General features: G+C 42.5%; 21 protein-coding genes. 2 read left to right on the forward strand and 19 right to left on the reverse strand.

The annotated features are described in order from the left end of the window. Positions 1–256: 256 nt before the first annotated feature. Positions 257–2977: a preprotein translocase subunit SecA gene (secA, locus tag AN944_RS13700; protein WP_055025199.1), complete on the reverse strand. Its 2721-nt coding sequence runs from the start codon at positions 2975–2977 to the stop codon at positions 257–259. Positions 2978–3035: 58 nt separating this feature from the next. After that, positions 3036–3935 carry a M23 family metallopeptidase gene (locus AN944_RS13705; RefSeq protein ID WP_055025200.1) on the reverse strand — a complete coding sequence of 300 codons (900 nt, stop codon included), beginning with the start codon at positions 3933–3935 and terminating at the stop codon, positions 3036–3038. Between the two features lie 27 nt (positions 3936–3962). Between AN944_RS13705 and AN944_RS13710 the strand changes: the two genes are divergently transcribed. Continuing rightward, complete coding sequence (locus AN944_RS13710; protein WP_055025294.1) at positions 3963–4415, forward strand: DUF721 domain-containing protein; 453 nt, start codon at positions 3963–3965, stop codon at positions 4413–4415. A 4-nt stretch (positions 4416–4419) separates the two neighbouring features. On the opposite strand, the gene lpxC is transcribed toward AN944_RS13710, so the two are convergent. The 15 genes from lpxC to mraZ form a co-directional block, all read right to left on the reverse strand. Beyond that, the gene (lpxC, locus tag AN944_RS13715; protein ID WP_055025201.1) at positions 4420–5340 is read right to left on the reverse strand and encodes a UDP-3-O-acyl-N-acetylglucosamine deacetylase; all 921 of its coding nucleotides are present in this window, start codon (positions 5338–5340) and stop codon (positions 4420–4422) included. Positions 5341–5546: 206 nt separating this feature from the next. Further along, complete coding sequence (ftsZ, locus tag AN944_RS13720) at positions 5547–6728, reverse strand: cell division protein FtsZ (RefSeq protein WP_055025202.1); 1182 nt, start codon at positions 6726–6728, stop codon at positions 5547–5549. 26 nt (positions 6729–6754) lie between these two features. Beyond that, positions 6755–7990: a cell division protein FtsA gene (gene ftsA, locus AN944_RS13725; protein WP_055025203.1), complete on the reverse strand. Its 1236-nt coding sequence runs from the start codon at positions 7988–7990 to the stop codon at positions 6755–6757. Beyond that, entirely contained in the window at positions 7991–8758 is a 768-nt protein-coding gene (locus tag AN944_RS13730; protein WP_144430197.1) for a cell division protein FtsQ/DivIB, read from the reverse strand. It abuts the gene before it with no gap. Positions 8759–8870: 112 nt separating this feature from the next. Beyond that, entirely contained in the window at positions 8871–10334 is a 1464-nt protein-coding gene (gene murC / locus AN944_RS13735) for a UDP-N-acetylmuramate--L-alanine ligase (RefSeq protein ID WP_055025204.1), read from the reverse strand. A 1-nt stretch (position 10335) separates the two neighbouring features. Beyond that, a complete protein-coding gene (gene murG, locus AN944_RS13740) occupies positions 10336–11424 on the reverse strand; it encodes an undecaprenyldiphospho-muramoylpentapeptide beta-N-acetylglucosaminyltransferase (protein WP_055025296.1) in 1089 nt (362 codons plus the stop codon). An 8-nt stretch (positions 11425–11432) separates the two neighbouring features. Beyond that, complete coding sequence (ftsW, locus tag AN944_RS13745) at positions 11433–12647, reverse strand: cell division protein FtsW (RefSeq protein ID WP_055025205.1); 1215 nt, start codon at positions 12645–12647, stop codon at positions 11433–11435. Continuing rightward, a complete protein-coding gene (gene murD, locus AN944_RS13750) occupies positions 12634–13959 on the reverse strand; it encodes a UDP-N-acetylmuramoyl-L-alanine--D-glutamate ligase (protein WP_055025206.1) in 1326 nt (441 codons plus the stop codon). The genes ftsW and murD overlap by 14 nt, the downstream gene beginning before the upstream one ends. Positions 13960–13965: 6 nt before the next feature. Then, the gene (gene mraY / locus AN944_RS13755) at positions 13966–15048 is read right to left on the reverse strand and encodes a phospho-N-acetylmuramoyl-pentapeptide-transferase (RefSeq protein ID WP_055025207.1); all 1083 of its coding nucleotides are present in this window, start codon (positions 15046–15048) and stop codon (positions 13966–13968) included. Beyond that, positions 15049–16425: a UDP-N-acetylmuramoyl-tripeptide--D-alanyl-D-alanine ligase gene (gene murF / locus AN944_RS13760; RefSeq protein WP_055025208.1), complete on the reverse strand. Its 1377-nt coding sequence runs from the start codon at positions 16423–16425 to the stop codon at positions 15049–15051. It lies immediately after the preceding gene. Beyond that, the gene (murE, locus tag AN944_RS13765; protein WP_055025209.1) at positions 16422–18002 is read right to left on the reverse strand and encodes a UDP-N-acetylmuramoyl-L-alanyl-D-glutamate--2,6-diaminopimelate ligase; all 1581 of its coding nucleotides are present in this window, start codon (positions 18000–18002) and stop codon (positions 16422–16424) included. Before murE ends, murF begins: the two co-directional genes overlap by 4 nt. Beyond that, positions 17999–19735: a penicillin-binding protein 2 gene (locus AN944_RS13770; protein ID WP_055025210.1), complete on the reverse strand. Its 1737-nt coding sequence runs from the start codon at positions 19733–19735 to the stop codon at positions 17999–18001. Before AN944_RS13770 ends, murE begins: the two co-directional genes overlap by 4 nt. A gap of 27 nt (positions 19736–19762) precedes the next feature. Further along, positions 19763–20077, reverse strand: a complete 315-nt coding sequence (gene ftsL, locus AN944_RS13775) for a cell division protein FtsL (RefSeq protein ID WP_055025211.1) — start codon at positions 20075–20077, stop codon at positions 19763–19765. 34 nt (positions 20078–20111) lie between these two features. After that, entirely contained in the window at positions 20112–21053 is a 942-nt protein-coding gene (rsmH, locus tag AN944_RS13780) for a 16S rRNA (cytosine(1402)-N(4))-methyltransferase RsmH (protein WP_055025212.1), read from the reverse strand. Positions 21054–21076: 23 nt separating this feature from the next. Beyond that, the gene (gene mraZ, locus AN944_RS13785) at positions 21077–21535 is read right to left on the reverse strand and encodes a division/cell wall cluster transcriptional repressor MraZ (protein ID WP_055025297.1); all 459 of its coding nucleotides are present in this window, start codon (positions 21533–21535) and stop codon (positions 21077–21079) included. Between the two features lie 583 nt (positions 21536–22118). Here mraZ and AN944_RS13790 point away from each other — a divergent pair. Then, on the forward strand, positions 22119–22361 hold the full coding sequence (locus AN944_RS13790) for a hypothetical protein (RefSeq protein WP_055025213.1): 243 nt from the start codon (positions 22119–22121) through the stop codon (positions 22359–22361). Between the two features lie 9 nt (positions 22362–22370). On the opposite strand, the gene glpK is transcribed toward AN944_RS13790, so the two are convergent. Beyond that, positions 22371–23849 (reverse strand): glycerol kinase GlpK, encoded by a 1479-nt coding sequence (gene glpK, locus AN944_RS13795; RefSeq protein WP_055025214.1) that lies wholly within the window; start codon positions 23847–23849, stop codon positions 22371–22373. 219 nt (positions 23850–24068) lie between these two features. Then, a complete protein-coding gene (locus AN944_RS13800; RefSeq protein ID WP_055025215.1) occupies positions 24069–25427 on the reverse strand; it encodes an outer membrane protein transport protein in 1359 nt (452 codons plus the stop codon). Between the last annotated feature and the right edge of the window lie 68 nt (positions 25428–25495).

Below are 25495 nucleotides of genomic sequence, written 5' to 3' on the forward strand. Positions count from 1 at the left end.
GCGTGTACACCATGCTATTGCGTGGTTTGCCGTGTCAGTGGATGCGCATTATAGGGAGATTATGAAACCGTGCAAGGGCTTTTTGCAAAAAAATATGATTTTTTTGCATGTTTTTCATTAGCCACAAGCTACACACTATTTACCCCCATAGTTATCCACAAACACAACAAGAATGATGTTTTTTCAGCCTAAAATCAGGATATAAAAAAAGCAGCTATCAATAGCTGCTTTTTGGTTCTATATAAAGAAAGCGTTTTTAGCTTAATTTACCGTGACATTGTTTGTACTTCTTACCTGAACCACAAGGGCAAGGATCATTGCGACCAACTTTCTCACCATCACGGATTACCGTTCTTGGCATCGCCGCTTCTGCTTCACTGTTGTCAGTTAACGCTTCTGAAGCAGCGTGTTGATAATCACGTTGGATCTTAGCTTCTTCTTCACGGCGACGCTGTTCCATTTCATCAACATCAGACTGTGCTTGTACCTGAACTTTTGAAAGAACACTAATCACATCTTGTTTGAGTGACTCAAGCATTTGCTGGAACAATTCAAACGATTCACGTTTATATTCTTGCTTAGGGTTCTTTTGAGCATAACCACGTAAGTGGATACCTTGACGTAAATGATCCATTGCCGCTAAATGCTCTTTCCACAAACCATCAAGAGTTTGCAGCATTACCGCTTTTTCAAATTGACGTAGCACTTGTGAGCCAACCATCTCTTCTTTGGCTTTGTATGCATTACTCCAACTGTTGACGATACGCTCACGTAAAGTTTCTTCATGAAGATCATCTTCAGTATCTAACCAGTGTTGGATTGTCAGTTTTAAACCATATTCTTGTTCTAATCGTTGCTCTAAGCCTGGAACATCCCAAAGCTCTTCAACAGATTGTTGTGGAATATATTGATCAATCACACTGCTTACGACATCTTGTTCGATATTTGAAATCGTATCTTCGATACTTTCAGCATCCATTAACTCATTACGTTGTGAGTAAACGACTTGACGTTGGTCATTAGCAACATCGTCATACTCAAGTAATTGCTTACGAATATCGAAGTTACGTGCTTCTACTTTGCGTTGTGCATTTTCAATAGCACGTGATACCCAAGGATGTTCGATGGCTTCGCCTTCTTCCATACCTAGTTTTTTCATCATGCCCGTTACTTTATCTGATGCAAAGATACGCATTAAGCTATCTTCCATTGATAAGTAGAAGCGTGAAGAACCTGCATCACCTTGACGACCAGCACGACCACGTAATTGGTTATCAATACGACGAGATTCGTGACGTTCTGTACCTAAGATGTGTAAACCGCCAGCTGCGATTACTGCATCATGACGAACTTGCCATTCAGCTTTAATTTTAGCAATTTGATCATCTGTAGGGTTCTTTAATTCATCAACTTGAACCTTCCAGTTACCACCCAAGACGATATCGGTACCACGACCTGCCATATTAGTAGCAATAGTGACCGTGCCTGAACTACCCGCATCTGCAACAATCTGTGCTTCTTTTTCATGAAACTTCGCATTCAATACTGAGTGCGGGATCTTAGCTTGCTTTAATAGTGTTGCTAATAATTCAGATTGCTCAATTGATACTGTACCAACTAGCACTGGCTGACCACGCTCACGACAACCTTTAATGTCATCAATAATTGCGTTGTACTTTTCAGCAGCTGTTAAGTACACCAAGTCAGCCATATCATTACGAATCATTGGCTTGTTCGTCGGAACGACAACCGTATCTAGCCCGTAAATATGTTGGAATTCAAATGCTTCAGTATCAGCTGTACCTGTCATACCGGCTAACTTCTCGTATTGACGGAAGTAATTTTGGAATGTGATAGATGCTAATGTCTGGTTTTCATTCTGAATATTTACACCTTCTTTAGCTTCTACAGCTTGGTGTAAACCTTCAGACCAACGACGTCCTGGCATTGTACGACCAGTATGCTCATCAACAATAACAACTTCGCCGTCTTTAACAATGTAATCGACATCACGCTCGAACAAAGTGTGTGCACGAAGCGCTGCGTTAACATGATGCAGCAACGAGATGTTAGCTGCTGAATAAAGTGAATCACCTTCAGCCAATACACCCAGCTCGATAAGTAAAGTTTCTACTTTTTCTTGACCACGTTCTGTAAAGTGAACTTGCTTAGCCTTTTCATCAATACTGAAATCACCTTCACCAATTTCATCTTCAGTATCTTCTTTTTCTTGAACGATAAGATTAGGAATAAGTGTATTAACTTTTATGTACAACTCAGAGCTATTTTCAGCTGCGCCTGAAATAATCAATGGCGTACGTGCTTCATCAATTAAGATTGAGTCGACTTCATCAATTAGGGCGTAATGCAATGGACGCTGAACACGTTCTTGAGGCGAAAACGCCATGTTGTCACGGAGGTAATCAAAACCAAACTCGTTGTTAGTACCGTAAGTAATATCTGAGTTATACGCTTCTTTTTTCTCGACTTGACCTAAACCTGCCACGTTAATGCCAACAGTTAAGCCTAAGAATTCAAATAAAGGTCGGTTATTTTCTGCATCACGTGCTGCTAGGTAATCATTCACGGTAATAACGTGAACACCTTTACCTGTAATACCATTTAAATAAGCAGGCAAGGTAGCGGTTAATGTTTTACCTTCACCTGTTCTCATTTCAGCAATACGGTTACTATCTAGCACCATACCACCTAATAGCTGCACATCGAAGTGACGCATTTCGAATACACGTTTAGAGGCTTCACGCACTGTTGCGAATGCTTCAGCCATAATTGCGTCTAACGTTTCGCCATTTTCAATACGCTGACGGAACTCGTCCGTTTTTGCTTTTAATTCTTCATCAGTCAGCTTTTCATATTCAGCTTCTAATGCATTAATTTTAGTTACAACTTTACCAAGGCCTTTCAAGGTACGGTCGTTACGACTGCCGAATACTTTTGTCAGTAATTTGCCTAACATCTTAATCACTTATCTCTTGTAGGTTGAGCTCAATTGAGCGACTTAACCGAAAATGTTATTAACTAGCCTTGCGATAAACGAACTTTCTAGGATCGATTTGTTGTCCGTTTCGCAATACTTCGTAATGCACGTGGGGACCGGTTGAACGGCCTGTGCTACCCATACTGGCAATTTTATCGCCTTTGGCAACGACGTCACCTACGTTTACTGACATAGATTTATTGTGTCCATAGCGGGTTCGAAGACCATTTCCATGATCAATTTCGACAAGCCCACCATAACCAAGCATATTTCCTGACCATGTCACCACGCCTGCAGCAGTCGCGATAACATCGCCTCCTTCTTTACCCGCAAAATCAATGCCTTTATGCATTGTTCTACGACCATTAAAAGGGTCATTTCGTAAACCGTAGGGCGAAGATAACCAACCTTTGACAATTGGTCGCCCTGATATATAACGTTCTTTATCTATATGGAGATTAGTTGACACAGTTTCAAGTAGTGCTAACTGAACATTATTATTATCAATTCTGGATGCCAGCTGCGACATATCGTCTAGCAGTTGGTTTAATTCAACACCTGCACCGATTTCACTTAACCCACCAACACCAACGTCAGCAGTAAAATCAAATTGATCTTCAAGTAAATTATTTTCGGCGACTTGCTGGCCTAATGCCTCTAAACGAGTCACATTAGCTTGCATGCGTGCGACGTGGGCAACTAATGTACTTAGTTGAGTTTCAGTCGCTTTTTTGAGGTCTAGAACTTGTTGTTTTTGCTGTTCACGCAACTTTTGATTTTCATCAACTTTCGTCTGCTGTGCAGCAAAGCGATCAGCATTTTGCTGGTAAAGACCAGTTCCTGCTGCCACTAATAGGATAGGTAGAAGCAACCAACGTTTGCTAGGATGCCAACGTGTTACTCCATTTCGACCTTGAATAAAAACTGTTACACTCATAGCCTAACTCAGCCATCTTATTATCATATGAAAAAGCCCCCTCAAGATCTCAGTAGATTACTACATCAATCGGGAACATTACCGGAACTAGCTGAAAAAGCAGAGCTATTAAACCAGCTGAATACTTACGTAAAGCAGAGTTTAAATGGTCCTGTTAGTGAGCAGCTAAAAGTCGCTAATCTTCGTCAGGGTGTTCTTGTTATTGAAACTACTTCGGCTGCATGGGCTGCTAGAATAAATTTCCAAAAGACCAAACTACTGCAACAACTTCAGGAAGAGACGCTTCCAATGCTTACCGCAATAGAGGTTAAAGTCAACCCAGGGTTAGCAATAACACCAAGTAAAGCACCAACTAATTACGCAAAAATCAGCCCTGTCGCTGCAGAGCATCTGCAAACATTGGCTGATCACGTTGAAGGGTCTCTTGGTGAAAAACTAAAACGGCTGGCTGCATTAGCCAGCCGTAATAGGCAATCTTAACTCTTTACGCTAAAGATACAGCGCCCGGCACCATAAAGCTAAGTGGTACATCAACTTCATTTTCAAAGCTGACTAACTCCCAAGCTTCTTGTTGTGCCAGTAATGCTCTTACCAATTGGTTGTTTAGAGCATGACCAGTTTTATACGCACAGAACTCACCAACAATGGCATGTCCTGCTACATATAAGTCACCGAACGCATCAAGAATCTTATGCTTAACAAATTCGTCTTCATATCGCAGACCATCAGGGTTAAGAACACGATACTCATCAAGCACTACAGCATTTTCCATGCTGCCACCTAACGCTAAATTGTTAGCTCTTAGGTATTCAATATCTTGCATAAAGCCAAACGTTCTTGCTCGGCTAATATCTTTAACAAACGCAGATGTTGAAAAATCCATCACCATGTGTTGCTGACTACGCGAAATTTCTGGGTGATTGAAGTCAATTTTGAAATCAACTCTAAAACCTTTAAATGGTTTTAATTCAGCCCATTTATCTCCATCTTCAACACGAATGGTTTGATTGATCTTAATGTATTTTTTAGCGGCTGCTTGTTCTTTAATACCTGCACTTTGCAGTAAAAAAACAAACGGGCTTGCACTGCCATCCATAATCGGGATTTCAGGAGCATCAACTTCGATAACAGCGTTATCTATGCCAAGGCCTGCAAGCGCTGCGAATAAATGTTCAATAGTCGAAATGCGAACACCTTCGTCATTAACCAATGCCGTACACATTGTTGTTTCACGAACAAGATTTGCCTTAGCAGGAATTTCCACTGCAGGCGTTAAATCTGTACGTCTTAGTACGATACCAGTGTTAACAGGTGCGGGCATAATGCACAGAGTTACCTTGTTGCCGGAATGCAATCCGACACCAGTACTCTTCACCATTTTTTGAACAGTTCTTTGAAAAATCATTCAGTTACCCGTTTTAATCACTTATTAATAAACATTATTGCACTGCTTTTACTGAGTTTACCCAGTAAGCTGAGGCGATATACTACCATAAAATTGTCTTTTCACAAAAAAGACTCCTTTACTGTGTTTTTCTACGCCTCTACTTACACAAGTAACATTTTATCAACATCTTAGCGTTTTTAGATTTTCATTTTTACTTTCAACAATTAATCAGCTTGCTTACGTAAAAATGCTGGAATATCTAAGTAATCACCGTCAGCACGCGTTGCAGGTTGCGCCGCAGGTTGCTGTGCTGGAACCGCATTTCCAGTAGGCGCTACATAGCTAGCGGCTGGTACTGGCTCTTCTGCAGGTTCAACTTTAGGCTCAATAACCGGTGCAGGCTCTGGACGAGCAACAGGCTTAGTCACTAATTGAATATCAGGCTTTTTCTCAGCGCCGATTCCTGTAGCAACAACAGTTACACGTAACTCTTCGCTCATTTCTGGATCAATAACTGCACCAACAACCACTGTCGCATTATCAGAAGCGTATGCTTTTACGTGGTTACCCACAGTCTCAAGCTCTTCAATACTGATATCCATACCGGCTGTAATGTTGACCAATACGCCACGCGCGCCAGCTAGATCAATATCTTCTAGTAAAGGACTTGCAACTGCAGCTTCCGCAGCTTCTTCTGCACGATCATCACCAGTTGCAACACCTGTGCCCATCATGGCATTACCCATTTCTGACATCACGGTTTTCACATCGGCGAAATCCACGTTAATTAAACCAGGACGCGTAATTAGTTCAGCAATACCTTGCACTGCGCCTAATAAAACATTGTTTGCCGCAGCGAAAGCGTCTAGCAATGACGTTCCACGGCCCAAGACTTTCAACAATTTCTCATTCGGAATTGTGATCAATGAGTCAACATGTTTTGCTAGCTCCGCAATGCCTTGATCAGCAAACGTCATGCGCTTTTTGCCTTCAAACGGAAACGGCTTGGTAACTACCGCTACTGTTAAAATGCCTTCTTCGCGAGCGATTTCTGCAACGACTGGTGCAGCACCAGTACCCGTTCCGCCACCCATACCTGCAGCAATGAAGACCATGTCAGAGCCTTTAATCGCAGCGCGGATGTTTTCTTTATCTTCAACTGCAGCTTGGCGACCCACATCAGGGTTCGCTCCAGCACCTAACCCTTTAGTGACATCACGTCCTAATTGAATTGTTGAGCCAGCGCCTGATTTGCGTAATGCCTGAGCATCCGTATTCGTTACAATAAACTCAACACCTTCGATGCTGTGTTTAACCATATGTTCGACAGCGTTTCCGCCGCCACCACCGACGCCGATGACCTTAATCACCGCCTCGTCATTATGAGTGTCCATGATCTCAAACATTGTCTGATCTCCGTTTGCCTGCGTTATTAAAATTCACCCTTAAACCAGCTTTTGACCCGATTCAAAAGACTGGTAACCCCTTGACGCTCAGGACGTTCGAACTGACGTTCGATAACGCGTCTGGCGCCATAATGAAGCAAACCTATTCCTGTTGAGTAAATAGGTTGATCAACATATTCATTTAAGCCTTTCACTGGTAGCGGTGACGCTACCCTAACTGGCATGCCGAAAGTTGCTTCAGCAATATCAACAGCACCTGTAATAGAAGCTGTACCGCCCGTTAATACAATCCCTGCAGCAATTTGATCTTCTAAACCACTGTCAGTTAATTCTTTTAATACCAATTCAAATAATTCTTGGTATCTTGGTTCTACGACTTCTGCCAACGTATGACGAGACATACTGCGTGAAGGACGACCACCCACAGATGGAACTTCAATACTGTCTTCACGGCTCACCATTGAACTTCGTGCACTAGCAAATTGCACTTTAATTTGCTCGGCATGAGTTAATGGCGTTCTAAAAATCTTCGCAATATCGCTCGTTACTTGGTTACCGGCTACAGAAATCACTGCACAATGTCGTAATGCACCATTGGTATAAACCGCGATATCAGTCGTTCCGCCACCAATATCGACAATACATACACCCAAATCTTTTTCATCATTAGTTAAAACAGAATCAGCGGAAGCAATACCTGAAAAAACTAAGTCATCTACTGTTAAGCCACAACGCTCAACACTCTTGGTGATGTTCTTTGCCATATCGTTTGCACAAGTCACAATATGGGCTTTTGCTTCCATACGCATACCCGACATGCCAATTGGGCTCTTAATACCATCTTGAACATCGATAGAATATTCTTGCGGTAACACATGTAAGATCCTTCTCTCTGTTGGGATCTTAACTGAGCGAGCGGTGTGAATCACATTGTCCACATCTTCTTGCGTTACTTCTTCATCATTAATTGACACCATGCCATTTTCATTTTGGCAGGCGATGTGCTTACCTGAAATGCTTAAATAGACTGATGATACTTGGCAGTCAGCCATTAGTTCAGCTTGGTCAAGTGCACGTTGAACACTTTTTACAATAGAGTCCAAATCATTCACACCACCTTTATCCATGCCACGTGAAGGATGGTTACCTAAACCGACCACACTTATCTCACCATCGGGTAGCACTTCACCAATGATCACTGCGACTTTGGACGTGCCAATGTCTAAGCCTACGATAAGATTTCTTTCCTGATTCTTGGTCATTTAGTGTCGACTCTCTGTGTTAGTATCGTCCCAGCCAACGGCAACACCCGTGTCATAGCGTAAATCAATGGTTGCTATTGGCTTGTCATTTTTTGTTATTTCAGGATAAACATTTATAAATCTTTGTATTCTCGACATCTTATCTTCTCGACCTAATTCAAGAAGGATGCCGTTATCCAATGTCGCATGCCATGCATGCCGTGGGCTTAAACTTAAACTCGCAAGCTTAAAACCATTAATACTCAATAAATCAGCCAATTGCTGATAACTCGTTAACACTTCAGAAGACATATCTTCTGGGCCAGAAAGCATTGGTAATGCTGCGATACTTTCATGTGATTGAGCAATAAACACATCACCATGAACATTAAGCCAATCGTCACCATTCCAGTGTGCTACAGCCTGTTGTTCTTGTAATGTCACCTTCAATTTAGCCGGCCATTCACGTCTCACTGACGCATGATGTACCCAAGGTAATGCTTCTAGCGCTAACTGCACTTCAACCACATCTGCACTAAAAAAACTGCGCTGCATTAATGCTTGTAATGCAGCTTGAATCTCTGCATCTGTGGTATAAATTCGCTCACCTTTAATCGCTACAGCATCAATAGGCAATGCATCTGCATCGTTCAATAATACATTCAGCTTTAAGCCAGCCCACACGATAGTCAGCAGCACTGTCAGTAAAAACAGTAATCCGGTATATAAGTACCAATTGACTTGACTCAAATGGCCTTTTAATTGGCGAGCTTTATCACTCCACGCCACGGTTACTGTAACTCCCAACTGTATCTGGTCACTTTCATTTGGCAATTCACCATTATATCTAGCATGCTGACTGTATTAAAGCTTCTATTTACAAACAGTTATCGTTTAATAATCAATCAACACTTTCTTTGTTCGACTCATCAAAACCTAAATTAGATGATGCAAGCATTTTGGATAGTGCACCAATATTACCAGCGCCTTGAGTCAGCAATAAGTCGCCCTCTTGTAAAACGTCAGGCAACACATCAGCAAGTAACTCAGGCGATGCGACAAATATTGGATCAACTTGCCCACGCAATCTTATTGAGCGACATAATGCTCTGCCGTCTGCTCCAGGGATGGCACTTTCACCCGCTGCGTATACATCAAGTAACAGCAAGCCATCGACTTGAGATAATACTTCAACGAAATCTTCGTACAAATCACGGGTACGACTATATCTATGTGGCTGATATGCCATCACTAAGCGCTTATCAGGCCAACCAGCTCTAGCCGCCTTGATCGTTGCAAGTACCTCACTTGGGTGATGACCATAATCATCAACCAACATCACCTTACCGTTTGCTGTATCAAACTCACCTAAATGCTGAAAACGTCTTCCGATCCCTTCAAATTCTTCAAGTGCTGCAACAATAGCTTCGTCATCAATATCATCTTCAGTAGCGACTGCAATCGCTGCCAGTGCATTCAACACATTGTGCTCGCCAGGAAGGTTTAACACTATGGCTAAATCTTCACGCCCCGTCCGGCGTACGTTAAATTGCGACTGATGGCCAACTTGCTTGAAATCCAATGCTTGTACATCAGCAATATCACTAAAGCCATAAGTAACGACTTGTCTACCGACTCTTGGCATGATTTCTTGAATGACTTCATCATCAATACACATCACGGCAACACCATAAAATGGCAAGTTATGTAGAAAGTCGACAAAGGTCGTCTTTAGCTTCTCAAAATCACCACCATAAGTGTCCATATGATCAGCTTCAATGTTAGTAATAACACTGACCATAGGCTGTAAATGCAAAAAGCTTGCATCACTTTCATCGGCTTCTGCTATCAAATAACGACTTGTCCCTAAACGAGCATTGGTTCCGGCACTATTGAGCAATCCACCAATAACAAATGTTGGATCACGTTCAGCTTGACCGTAAACACTGGCAATCAAGCTTGTCGTCGTTGTTTTACCATGGGTGCCAGCAATCGCAACGCCATGACGGTAACGCATTAATTCAGCCAACATCTCAGCACGACGGACAATCGGAATACGGCGTTCTTTAGCCGCTATGATTTCAGGGTTTTGCTTATCAATTGCCGTTGAAACGACCACAACATCAACATCTGTAACGCTTGCAGCCTGATGGCCAATGATGATTTTTGCCCCTAAACTTTGTAGCCTTTCAGTCACACTATTAACAGCAATATCTGAGCCGCTGATCTGATAGCCTTCATTTACTAATACTTCAGCTATCCCACCCATGCCTGCACCACCTATTCCGACAAAGTGGATTTTCTTAATCCGTCTCATCTCAGGGATCATGCTACGTAATTGGGCGTACTTTTCTGTTTTTGTCATTTCAATCCTTTCGTGCTAATTCAGCACAAATACCTGCAACACGTTGGGTGGCATCTAAAACAGCAACGCTTCTTGCTTGCTGAGCCATCTCTAATACAACATGTCTTTTTTCAGCGAAAAGGGTTAACTTCTCAGCTAAATTATCTGCATTTACTATGGTTTGCGGCAATAAAATTGCCGCACCAGCCTCTACTAATACTGAAGCATTGATAGTTTGATGATCGTCTACAGCATGGGGATAAGGCACTAAAATACTTGCCCGTCCTACAGCGGCTAATTCAGATACTGTTAATGCACCTGAACGACAAACAACAACATCTGCCCAGCGATATGCGGCTTCCATGTCATCGATAAATTCTGCCACATTGACATTGGCTGCTTGGCCTTTGTCCTGATAGTGACTATTGACAGTAGGTTGGTTTCCTTTACCTACTTGATGCCACACGGTAATTGAATGCTGTTGACTTAATTGCCCAACCACATCCGGCATAACATCATTAAATATTTTTGCGCCTAAACTGCCACCAACAACTAACACCTTTAAGGCTTCGTCATCACATACTTTCTCTTTTTGACCGAGCTCTATTAACTCTTGTCTAATTGGATTACCAACGACTTCTGCATTGGTTGCCGGTAAAAAGGTATTCGGAAATGCACAAAGTACCTTGTTAGCAATGCGAGATAACAACTTATTAGTCATGCCCGGAATTGCATTTTGCTCATGTAATACTAAAGGCACGCCTGCCAATTTTGCCGCCACACCACCTGGGCCACTGGCAAAACCACCCATGCCTAAAATCACGTCTGGCTGATATTCATTAATGAACGCTTTAGCCTGTAATATTGAACGTATAATTTTAAATGGTGCAGCCAATTTTCTTACTATTCCATTTCCTCGCACACCTTTGATATCAATAAACTCAATATCGAATCCATGTTGAGGAACCAGCCTTGCTTCCATTCTGTCAGCCGTACCTAACCAGCGTACTTGCCAACCTTTTTTGGCTAATTCTTTTGCAACTGCTAACGCCGGGAATACATGTCCGCCCGTGCCGCCAGCCATCACCAATAATTTAGGTGCATCAGTCATATTAGGGCTCACTTTTTTACTCTCCCTTGCACCGCTTGCGTTAAACTTAACCGCCGTTCATGATCAATTCGTATCAGTAACATTACCGCTGCCGTCATGACCCATAAACTACTACCGCCATAACTAATAAAGGGCAGCGTCAGACCTTTAGTGGGCAACATACCAATACTGGCCCCCACATTGACTACTGTCTGAAAACAAATCCATATACCAATGCCATATGCTAAATAACTTTCGAATGGGCGCTGAATACTCAAACACAAATTACCCAATCGGATCGCTCTAAACGATACAAAAAACAGCACAGTTAATACGCAAACAATACCAACAAAACCAAGTTCTTCACCAATAACAGCAAAGATAAAATCTGTATGTGCCTCTGGTAAATACGACAGTTTTTGAATACTGTTACCCAAACCTTGCCCAAAAATATCACCACGACCATAAGCCATCAGTGACTGAGTTAGCTGGTAACCACTCCCAAAGGGATCTTCCCATGGGTCTAAAAATGACGTCACCCGTCGCATTCGATAAGGCTCAAACACCACTAAAAAAACAAACATGGCGATACCGAGAAATATCAGTACCAAAAAGTCCATGATTCGTGCTCCTGCCAAAAATAACAGGCTGACAGTACAGACGAAAAGTACGACGACAGTACCTAAATCTGGTTGAGCAAGAATCAAAAAAGCAAACAGTAAAAAGACAAAAATAGGTTTATAGAACCCCTTACTGTTTTCTCTTAACTCACCATGACGACGAACTAAGTACCCCGCCATGTAAATAATAAAAACAAACTTGGCTATCTCAGCGACCTGTATTCTCACAGGCCCAATCGCTAACCAGCGGGTAGCCCCATTGACTGTGGTTCCCACCACTAATACAGCTACCAGTAATAGCAACACCAACAACACTAAATATGCGCTGTAACGCTCCCAAAACTTCAGCTCAATATTGAGTACGGCATAAGCGATCACACCACATCCCATTAAATACGCTACGTGGCGATATATAAAATGAAACGGGTTCTCTGTCAGTTTCTGCGCTTCAGGCATAGACGCTGACATCACCATCACAAAGCCAAATGTAATTAACCCTGCAACAGCCAAAAATAAACTACGGTCATAAAGCTGATCACTGGGTGTGGTTTCAGACAGAATGTTTGCCCAAGGCCTTTTTAGGACTTGTTGGAATAAGCTAAGTTGTTGCTCACCCCTCGCCATCTTCAATCTGCTCCACTAATTGTTTAAAGTGATCACCTCTATCCATGAAGTTCTTGTACATATCAGTACTTGCACAAGCTGGCGAAAGTAGCACGATATCGCCAGAAAAAGTGATCTCAACAGCTTTCGCGACGGCCTCTTCCAAGTTATTCACTTCAATACTTTCAGCTTTTAACTGCGCAATTTTGCTTCCGTCTTTGCCAAAGGTAATCACTTGAGTAACATTGGTCAGTGATTTTTCAAGCTCTTTAAAATCTGCACCTTTGCCTTCACCGCCAGCAATTAAAATGAGGTCGCCCAAGTGATCGCTTAGTCCGTTTAAGGCTGCAACCGTAGCACCAACATTGGTGGCTTTTGAGTCATTAATGTACGTGACACCTTGTTTCAACCCGACTAATTCACAACGGTGCGCAAGCCCACTGAAATGTGAGGCAATCTCGATCATCACATTCTTATCAATACCGCAGGCATCAGCCAATGCCATCGCCGCCAGTAAGTTTGCCTGATTGTGGCTACCAATTAAGCTCACCTCATGCAAATTCATAATCTCACTTTCACCATGCAAGATTTTGCCGTCAGCTAAGCCCCATTCGTCACCTTCAGGTACACTTAAACCAAACGTATTTTGGTTTGTTGGCTCATCTGGATAAGTTAACGCATCATCACGATTAAACATCACGAAGCGGCTTTGCTGATATAAGCGCAGCTTAGCGGCGCGATACGAATGAATATCGTGATATCTGTCCATATGATCTTCACTGATATTCAAACAAGTCGCTGCAATGCATTGCAAGCTATGGGTTGTTTCTAGCTGAAAGCTTGATAGCTCTAGTACAAAGAATTCAGCATCTGTAGCCAGTAAGTCCAAAACAGGAATACCAATATTGCCACCAACTGCGACTTTTTTACCTGCAGTATTGAGCATGTCATACACTAAGGTAGTCACTGTTGTTTTACCGTTTGAACCAGTAATAGCGACAACACAAGGCGGTCTATCTGCTATTGCTTGAGCGAATAGCTCAACATCACCTATAACCTCAATTCCCATATCCATAGCAGCACGGATTTCAGGCGTGTCGATAGGAATACCCGGACTCACAATAATTTGCTTAGCTTGCACTAAGTATCGGCAAACAAAGCCACCGGTTAATAACTCAACATCAGGAAACTCCTGCGCTAACGTATCTTGACCTGGTGGTGTACGCCTACTATCCATCACCAATGGTGTTATTCCTTGAGACATCAAATAACGAACCACAGATAACCCTGTCGCCCCAAGTCCCAAAACAATATGTGAATAGCTTGATTGCATTGCTAACTACCTTAACTTAAGGGTTGCCAGTCCTAGCATGACTAGGAACAATGAAATAATCCAAAAGCGAACGATCACTCTTGGCTCTGGCCAACCTTTTAATTCGTAATGATGGTGAATTGGCGCCATTCTGAATATACGTTGTCCGCGCAATTTGTATGAACCAACTTGTAAAATCACCGACACAGTTTCCATCACGAAAACACCGCCCATGATCACCAATAACACTTCTTGTCGCACTAATACCGCAATAGCACCTAAGCCTGCGCCTAGCGCTAACGAGCCAACGTCGCCCATAAAAACTTGTGCAGGGTATGTGTTAAACCATAAAAAACCTAAACCAGCTCCAACAATTGCCGTACATACAATCACCAGCTCACCCGCATCGGGTAAATGTGGAATATGTAAATAATTAGCAAATTGCGCGTGGCCAGATAAGTAAGCAATCAGTGCAAAAGCGCCTGCTACCATCACTGTTGGCATGATCGCTAAACCATCAAGTCCATCTGTTAAGTTAACGGCATTACTCGCCCCAACAATCGTGAAGTAAACCAACACGATATAAAGCAGACCAAGTTGCGGCATTACATCTTTAAAAAACGGGACAACTAATTGCGTTTCACCAGGAATTGATGCCGAGCTATACAAATAAAACGCAACGACCAAGGCTGCGATAGATTGCGAAGCATATTTCCAACGTGCAATAAGACCTTTGGAATCCTTTTTAACCACTTTTAGATAGTCATCAAGAAAGCCAATACCGCCAAATGTTCCAAGTACAAATAACATGACAATGACGTATCGATTCGATAGGTCACCCCACAATAAAACACTGACAAAAATACCAGCAAGTATCAGTAAACCACCCATTGTAGGTGTTCCACGCTTACTAAAATGTGATTCAGGGCCATCATTTCTGACAACTTGACCAATTTGCATCAACTGCAATCGCTCAATCAGTTTCGGACCAAACCATAAACTAAAGATAAGACCTGTCATCAGGCCAAGAATGGCTCTAAAAGTCACATATGAAAAAACATTAAACCCACTGTAAAACTGGGTTAAATACTCAGCTAAATAAGCCAGCATCTAAACAAACTCCCCACGCCTATTGGCTTCTAACAACTCTTCGACTACAGTTTCCATCGCTGCACTTCGAGAACCTTTTACTAAAATGGTTACCTCACCAGGTAACTGATTTATTTTTTCAATTAACGCTTTTGCTAAGGATTTAGTATCCTCATAATGCTCGCTTCCAAACGCTTTACTTGTTGATTCAGTCAGTTGACCACAACAAAACAAGGCATCGATGTCAGCTTTTTTGGCCTGTTTACCAACTTCCGCATGCAAAAGGGCGCTATTGTCACCTAATTCACCTAAATCTCCCAGCACTAAACACTGAAAACCTCGAGTTTGTTTAAGCCAATTCATTGCGGCATCGACAGAAGTTGGGTTAGCGTTATAACTATCATCAACTAATAATACTCTGCCTAAGTTATGCGGCACCATTCTCCCTTTCACTGGTGACAACTGGCTGAGCCCTGTCACAATGTCAGAAACGGGGATGTTAAGCGCAATACAAATAGCGGTAGCAGCTAAAGCATTACTGACTTGGTGCAAGCCTGCTAATGGAAGATGTACAAGGTGTGATTTTCCAAGGTACTCTAAGCTAAATTGATAACATCCGCTGTTATCAGCGACGATATCTAACGCCTTAATATCAGCTTCATTCTCTGCTGATATCGAAAACTTAAGTTGCGTAAATTCGGCAGTTTTATCCATCATAAATGGTGAGAATTGATCGTCAGCATTTATGATTGCTACGCCATCTTTTTGTAAATGATTGAAGATTTCAGACTTGGCCTTAGCAACACCTTCAATCGAGCCAAAACCTTCAAGATGAGCACGGCCAACATTATTGACTAACGCCACCTGAGGCGTCACTAAAGATGAAGTATAATTAATTTCACCCAGATGATTTGCCCCTAACTCAAACACACCAAATTCATGTTGATGCTCTAACCTAAGTAAGGTTAACGGCACACCAATTTCATTATTAAAATTTCCCGCTGTGTAAAGCACGTTATGGTGCTGCGATAAAATCGTCGCAACCATTTCTTTCACAGTCGTTTTACCATTTGACCCAGTTAATGCTACCGCAATTGGCGACACTTGTTGACGAACATACGCACCGATAGCGCCCATTGCCTTTTGCGTGTTACTCACAATTAATTGAGGTACATTATTAACAGCAAGTTCATGCTCGACTAATAACGCTTGCGCACCATTTTCAATCGCGGTTGGCGCAAATTGATGCCCATCAAAACGCAGGCCTTTTAATGCAACAAATAAACTGCTTTCAGCCATCTTACGGCTGTCGCTTGTGACATCATTAATTTCTATGTCAGCGCCGACTAACGTGGCATTTAACTCACGTGCTAAGTCGGATAATTGAATAGGGATCATAGGCGCCCCTTTTGTTCGCTTACACTGGTGGTCATAGTGTCACAGCCCGTTAATTGCATAGCTAGCGCACGCTCATCATAATCAATTCTTTTACCCGACACTTCTTGATAGGTCTCATGCCCCTTACCTGCTAGCAAAACAATGTCACCTGCTTTCGCTAATGTAGCGACTTTCTTAATGGCTGTGATTCTGTCAATTTCTGTCAAAGCAAGCTCGGGCTTATTTAGACCAGCGACAACATCATTGATAATGGTCATAGGGTCTTCACTACGCGCATTATCACTTGTCACCATGACCTTATCTGCGTAATGCTCAGCCGCTTGAGCCATTAATGGTCGCTTACCTGTATCTCTATCACCACCGCAACCAAAAACACACCACAAAGTACCATGACAATGGATTCTTAATGCTTTTAACGCTTGCTCAATAGCATCTGGCGTATGGGCGTAATCAACGACCAAAGTGGGGCCATCTTGCTGATTAAAGCGCTCCATACGCCCCGCAACTGGGGTGAGCAATGGCACAAGCTCCAATAACTCATTCATTGAGTCACGATTAGGGCTAGATTGCTGTAAGAAAAGTGCGCTTATCGCTGCAACAAGATTTGATAAGTTAAAATCACCAAGCAGTGGCGATGTTAACTTAGCTTTAACTAATGCTGATTGCTGATCATTGACATTTGAAGGGTAATAAAAGTCGCAATTAACACCTGCATCATTAAACTGCATATTATCCGTATAAAACCGCGCTAATTGCTGCGTTTCAATATCTTGTGAAGTCACAGGTGCTTTTGTACTAAAGCCAAACATAGTGTGGGAATCGAATTCAGCATACCATTGCGAGCCAACGGCATCGTCTAAGTTGAGTAAGCCATGCTTAACACATGGAAAGGTGAATAAACGCTTTTTGGCTGCGCCGTACGCATCCATGTCACCATGATAATCTAAATGGTCACGGCTAAGATTAGTAAACACTGCCGTATCAAAAGGAACGGCCTCCACTCGGCCTTGTACCAGGCCATGACTAGATACTTCAATGGCACACGCTGACACATTTTGCTGCTGAAAAGCACTAATTTGCTCAATTATTGTTATCGCATCAGCCGTGGTATTACCGCTATCAACTAACTGTCCCCACACACCATTGCCTAGTGTACCCATCACCGCAGCTTTTTGCTGTTTGAGGGTAACGAGCTGTGCAATTAGCTGGCTAACTGATGTTTTACCATTTGTTCCAGTTACGCCAATAATTGACATTGCTTGCCCTTGAACCGGGTAAAGCTGTGCTGCGACTGCCGATAACTGACGACTTAACTGAAAAAAGTAGACTAATACTGCGCCAGTATCATGATGTTCAACTTTGCCATGTTCATCCGGATTATCGGTATGAATAAGCGCACCTATCGCACCAGAGTCTATGGATTTATCAATAAATTGACGGCCATCAACTTGATGGCCTGGTAATGCAACAAACAAACTGCCTGGTTTAATTTGACGACTATCTAATGTCATCGAGGCCACGACCTCACGACCGGCATAATGAAACCAAGGAGCAAGCAAATCACTAAGAAGCATTATTCAGCCCTCCTAGCAATGGCAGCTAATTCCACTTTTTCTTTCTCATTCAATGGCTCTACGTTGAGCATCTGTAATGCTCCAGACATGATTTTTGCAAATGCTGGGCCTGCAACATCACCACCATGGTAACGATCGCCTTTTGGCTCGTTAACCACGATAGATATCGCTAAGCGAGGGTTATGAACTGGCGCGACACCGGCAAATAGCGACACATAATCATCACCATAACCACCAGCAATTGATTTACGACTGGTTCCTGTTTTACCTGCAATTGGATAGCCATCAATATGCGCCTGGGTCGCAGTGCCACCCTTTTCAGTCACACCCAGCATCATTTCCATGACATCTTTGGCTGTTTGCTCAGAAATAACCTGCTCACCACGAGGGGCTTGCTTGAGTTTTAACACCGAAACAGGATAAAGCACACCGCCGCTTCCTAGGGTGGCATACATTCGTGCTAACTGTAGTGGCGTAGCGGTTAAGCCGTAACCGTATGAAAGAGTGGCTCTTTCAAAATCAGACCAGCGGCGACGATCATGAATCAATCCGGCACTTTCACCCGCGAGATTAATGCCAGAATAATTACCTAACCCCATTGACTGGTATGTACCCAATAACTCTTGCACTGGCATAGATAGCGATACCTTACTGATACCTACGTTACTGGATTTCACTAAGATTTTATCTAAAGTCATGTCGCCATAATTTATCGGGTCACGTACCTGACGACCACCCACTCGCATCCAGCCCGGTGAGGTTTTAATTAAATCATTACGTTCAATTGTGCCAGCCTCTAATGCTGCAGCAACCACAAACGGTTTTACTGTTGAACCAGGCTCAAACGTATCGGTTAATGCACGGTTACGCATTCGATATGATTGTAGGTTTTCTCGAGAATTAGGATTGTAAGATGGTGTATTCACCATCGCTAACACTTCACCAGTATGAACATCAAGCACCACCACTGAACCTGACGTTGCTTGGTTAATTTCTGTTGTGCGTTTTAATTCACGGTAAGCAAGTTGTTGAATTCGCTGGTCAATACTCAACACTAAATCATTTGAGCTTTCACCCTCTTCAACAATATCTAGACGTTGGACGACTTTACCATCTCGAGATTTACGTACTTTTTGCTTAGAAGGCGTGCCTGTAAGCCAGCTATCGTAAGCATTTTCAATACCTTCAATGCCAACATCATCAATATTCGTCAAACCAACTAATTGCGCTGCAGTTTCACCAGCAGGATAGTAACGACGAGATTCGGATTTTAAATAAATACCAGCAATTTTTAGCTGCTTAATATATTCAGCAACTGCAGGAGTCACTTGACGTTTTAAATAGATAAAGCGGCGTTTAGGATCTCGCTGCACTTTGCCTACAATGCTTTCAACAGGTAAATGCAATACATCTGCAAGGGCTTGCCAGCGGCGCATATCTTTAAATGCTTCTTTGTCGTGCGACACTTTAGGGTCTGCCCACACTGCACGCACAGGCACACTCACCGCAAGCATTTCGCCGTTACGGTCAGTGATTAAGCCACGTTGCACTTGGTTACTGCTGGTACGAAGGGTTCGCATATCACTTTCGTGACGCAATTTATCTGGTTCAATAATCTGAATGTAAGCCGCTCGAGCAATCAAGGCCGTAAATAAAAGCAAAACAAAGCCTACCACTACGAATAATCGCCATGGAATTAACTCTGGATTTAACTTACGTTTTGCTTGTCTGCTCATTTTACTGACTCAATCATTCCTTTTCTGTTATTGCAGCCTGATAACCACTTCTTCTTTAGGTAAGGGTCGAACCATTTTTAAATCTTTAGTAGCAATACGAGTAACACGGCTATGCTCAGACTTAGATTGCTCTTCGAGTAACAAATTGCGCCACTCGATATCTAAACGATCCCGCTCTTGTAAAAGCTGATCTAACTGCGAGGTCAACTTACGCGTGGCATGGCTGGTATAAACCACCCCTACCGCATTGGCTAACACCACCATCGACAATAATAAAATCCACTTATGTCGCCAGATATCGGCAATCACAATGCGTGATAATTTTATTGATGATTGTCCCAAATTAACCTCTTTATGATGTCGCTGTGCTCAATAATTAATAATCAAGACGTTGAGCAACGCGTAACACCGAGCTTCGTGCTCGTGGATTCTGCTCAATTTCAACATCCGACGGCTTCATTGCTTTGCCAATCGCTTTTAGCTTTCTCGATTTATTTATTTCCGCTTCTGTTATCGGTAGCCCGTGTGGCACGCTTTCACCTTGGCTATTTTTACGAATAAAACGTTTTACCATTCTGTCTTCTAAAGAATGGAAACTGATCACCGATAAGCGGCCTTCTGGCGCCAATACTGAAACTGCGCCTTCTAACGCTTGCTCAATTTGCTCAAGCTCACTGTTGATATAAATACGAATAGCTTGAAAAACACGTGTCGCTGGATGCTTATTACGCTCTTTATTTTTAGTAATTCGAGCAATTAGATCGGCTAAATCTTTTGTGCGTAAAAAAGGAGTTTCTTCACGGTCAGCAGCAATACATCGGGCAATATGACGCGCATTTTTCTCTTCGCCGTAGGTTTTAAAAACCCAAGCCATATCTTCAATTTCTGCTTTAGCGATCCACTCAGCAGCCGTTTGACCTTGGCTGTTATCCATTCGCATATCTAGTGGACCATCGCGTAGAAAACTAAAACCACGTTCAGCATCATCCAACTGAGGCGATGACACACCTAAGTCCAATAACACACCATCAATTTTGCCTTTAAGCCCGAGCTCAGTAACGTAGTCAGCCAATTGGCCAAAACCTCCGTGAACAATCTGAAAGCGAGGGTCATCAGCAAATTGCTTAGCCGCTTCAATAGCTTGGGGATCACGATCGATCGCAATTAGACGTCCATTGTCACCAAGTTGACTTAATACATGCCTAGAATGACCACCACGCCCAAAAGTGCCATCAATATAGATGCCATCTTCATGGATATTTAAACCATCAACGGTTTCTTTTAGTAGTACAGATAAATGGGCAAATTCTTGGCTCATTAGACTCTTCTTAATTGGGTTATTTATAATGAAAAATTAGCTAATCTTTCATGGTTTGCGAGATCTTCTGCTTGAATCAACTCATGGCTTTCATCCATCTGTTGTTGCCAAGCAGCTTCATCCCATAATTCAAATTTATTGAGTAGACCCACCAACATCGTTTTCTTTTGCAAGCTGGCGTATTGTCTTAATGCAGGTGGAACAAGCGCACGTCCATTGCCATCCAACTCACATTCGTGAGCGTGACCGAGTAATCTACGTTTCATAGAACGTTCGACTTTATCTGTGTCAGACAATTGTAATAACTTGGCTTCAATCAACTCCCATTCATGGATCGGATAGATCAGTAAGCAGTGTGATTGAATATCAACGGTGATAACCACAATGCCTTCGTGCTCGGCGCGCAAGGATTCTCGGTATCGCATTGGAATAGCGATCCGTCCTTTTGCATCCATATTTATTGCACTGGCACCCCGAAACACGGTCATCAAATCCTATAATTTGTTATTAAATTTCCCACAAATATCCACAATTCCCCACAACCCTTAAGTTTAGGGACACAACACAAGTATTGTCAAGGGATGACAACATTAATTAAATCCAGTTCTGAAGCGGGTTCGCAGCAAATTTTAATTAATGATAAGCGAGTGGATAAAAGTGGTTTTTAGATGGGTAAATGAACGAAACCATAGACATAACAGCGTTCATCTCAGTAAAGAATGTGGGGGATTTGATCCAAATTGTGACCATTTTCATATAAAAATAACAAATAGGGTCGATCTTACAGGCAAAATAAAAATAAAAATCCACCGAAAACATGATGTCGATAACTGACTGGCAATAATGATTGCCGTTAACCAGCACATTTTGTTCTATTGAATGATATATAAAACAGAGCAGCACATGTGAGTCAAAAATGACCATTGCGTATAAGCAAAAGGGAAAATACCAAGAAAGATGAAACAAAGTTATACTTAAATTGTCTAAATACTAACCAAAGATTGCCGATATAGTATATGAATCGACTTAGATCCATCATTTATCGACAACCATGAGGAGGCCATCATGAGCTTAGACACCATATATGCCATAACAGCAACACCACCAAAGCAAGTGGGTAGTTTTAAACGAGATGTCAAAAAGGTAAGCAACAGTAATGCCTTAGATGCTGATAGTCATGAAGCGCCGCAATCGCAATTGCCACCAAACACATCAACCCCAAATGCAGCTATATCACGTCCTAATACAAACCAAGCTCAACCCGCAGATACTAAATCACCTGCAAGACATATCGATATAGAAGTGTAAACTTCACCATTAAACTGTTTGTTGGACAGCTTTTTTCCAACCTGAATATAAACGATTGCGTACATCAGTTTCCATCGATGCAAAGAACGTTTTATCGGCCGCTGCGATATTATTAAGTTCAGCAGTTGATTGCCAAAAACCAACAGCAAGCCCAGCCAAAAATGCAGCCCCCATCGCCGTAGTTTCTGTAACCTGAGGTCGAATCACATCCACATCACTAATATCAGCTTGAAACTGCATTAAGAAATCGTTTGCAACTGCACCGCCATCGACGCGAACTTGAGTCAACGGGACTCCCGAATCTTGGCTCATCGCTGCAAGTAAATCTTGGCTTTGATAGGCTATCGCTTCTAATGCTGCACGGATGATATGACTGCGGTTAACGCCACGAGTCAGACCGACAATCGCGCCACGAGCATCAGGTTCCCAATAAGGTGCTCCTAAACCAACAAATGCAGGTACCAAATACACTCCATTGGTATCTTCCACTTTATTAGCAAAATATTCCGTGTCTTGTGCATCCTGAATCAAGCCCATTTCATCACGAAGCCATTGGATCACAGCACCGCCCATAAACACTGAGCCTTCTAATGCATAGTTTACCGATAAGTCTCCACCAATTGCTACAGTGGTTAATAAGCCATGAGTTGATGATACGGCTTTCTGGCCTGTATTCATTAATAAGAAACAACCTGTGCCATAAGTATTTTTTGCCATTCCTGGCTCAAAACAAAGCTGACCAAATAACGCAGATTGCTGATCTCCCGCCATACCAGCAACGGCAATCTCACCACCAGCAATCGTGGTTGTGCCATAAACAGCACAAGAAGGTTTCACTTCTGGCAGCATTGCCCTTGGAATATCAAACGCTTTTAACAGTTTTTCGTCCCATTGCTGCTGATGGATATTAAACAACATCGTCCGTGACGCATTAGTCGGCTCGGTTACATGCACTTTACCTTGAGTCAACTTCCACACTAGCCAAGTATCTATTGTGCCAAACAACAAATTTCCCGCTTGGGCTTCTTCACGCGCACCTTCAACATTATCCAAAATCCACTTAATTTTACTGGCAGAAAAATAAGGGTCGAGTACTAAACCTGTGGCAAACTTAATATCCTCCTCTAACCCATCCGCTTTAAACTGCTGACATATGGCTTGACTACGACGGCATTGCCAAACAATGGCATTGTATATTGGCTTACCAGTGCGTTTATCCCACACCACTGTTGTTTCACGTTGATTTGTGATGCCAATTGATGCCACTTCATCAGCGCTAATACTCGCCCTTGCTAAGACTTCGATTAATGACGAACTTTGCGACGACCAAATCTCCATCGGATCGTGTTCTACCCACCCAGCTTGAGGATATATCTGAGAAAACTCTCTTTGCGCCACAGCAACCATATTGGCATTGTGATCGAATACAATCGCCCTAGAACTTGTCGTACCTTGATCGAGCGCAATAACATATTTCTTAGAAGTCATTATCTACCTATAGATTGTCAGCAGTGTTATTTTAAAAAGTGTTCTGCACGCTTGCGCTATATAACACTGTAAAAATTATCTTTACTAAGTTAAGACGGATAATCACCGATCTCAAGTCCGTTACACTCACAATGAGAATAATTGTGCTGTAAGCTATATTTAGCCTACAAAAAAGCCCCGCGAGTGCGAGGCTTTTTCAATGTAATCTACAGTTTCAAATTACATTTTATAGCTTAATTGAATACCAGCTAACCAAACATCAGCTTCAACATCACCGCTATAATTAACTGATGCTAAACCCAGTAGGTCTTGAGTTTCGTCAATTGGCGCGTCCCCCACACCTTTGATGTAGGTCAAAGCAAAATCAACCGTTAAGTTTTTCGTTGCTTGATATCCTGCACCAGCACTGAACCATAAGCGATCTGAATCTGGAATTGTTGTTGAACGGTATTCGTCTTGCGCAGCACCTTGATCTAGTGCCATACCGCCACGAACTAACCACTTGTCGTTAAGTTGGTATGTTGTACCGACAGCAAAACGCCAGTTATCTTTGAAGTTCTCTTCTTTAACTAAATCAGACTCCAATGGTAAACCCGTTGTTGAGTCAATTGGTTTAGTTTCGCCAGGGAAGTATGCTACTAACTCATCAAAAACACTCCACTGAGTCCAGTTTACACTTGCATGCATTGCCCAGTTTTCAGTTAATTGGTGATGTGAAGCTAACTCAGCAAATGCAGGTAACTCAATCGGTAAGTAGCCTTCAATGTGCACATCTTGACCGCCATCGTACAATAAGCCAGATGCAAAGCCATCTAACTCAAGTTCAACGCCACTGTGATAAGCAAAGCCTAAACGATGCGCTTCATTGATCTGCCAGCTTGTGCCTAATTGCCAACCTAAGGTAATATCATCACCTTCCATATACTTAAGGCTCGCACCTGCATCAGGAAGTTGAGGGGCAAGAGCAGGAACGGCTTGTTTCACGCCATCAATCCAACCCGGCATAGATGCGCCAACATGGCCTTCACCATACACCACACGTAATCCGGCACCGACACTGAATGCTTCATTAACTTTATAAGCAATATTCGGGTTAAACTCGACAGTTGTAATCCCAGTTTCATTACCGAATAAAGACGCTGGATGGGTTGCATCAAGCTCTGTCGCTAAACCGTAATTTGAGTTAACCGCTAAACCCCAAGTCCAGTTGTCATTCAACTGATTAGAGTAATAAAAGTTAGGCACAACCGCACTATCAGCAAAATCAGTAGCATCCGCTGCAATAATGACAGGATCAGGACCTAATATTGGAGAAGAAATACTGACGTCACCTACAACATCAACATTTGGCATGATGTAAATCGCACCTGCTGAAAGTTGACGACCTTCAAGGTAAGTTAACATTGCAGGGTTTCTTGCTTGAGCCGAAGCATTATCTGCCATTGCCGCTTCACCAGCAAAAGCACGGCCTAAACCCGTTGATGAGTATTCCGCTAACTGAAAACCAGCTGCATTCACTTGAGTCGTTGCCCCGAAAAGCATGGCACTTACTGCCACAGTCAATAGTGTCTTTTTCATTATTAGTCTCTGTTTGTAGCAAATCTAATGTTTGCTTAATCTCTTACATCATTAGAGCAATTGCTCAA

It is taken from the genome of Shewanella sp. P1-14-1 (assembly GCF_001401775.1).
Lineage (GTDB): Bacteria > Pseudomonadota > Gammaproteobacteria > Enterobacterales > Shewanellaceae > Shewanella > Shewanella japonica.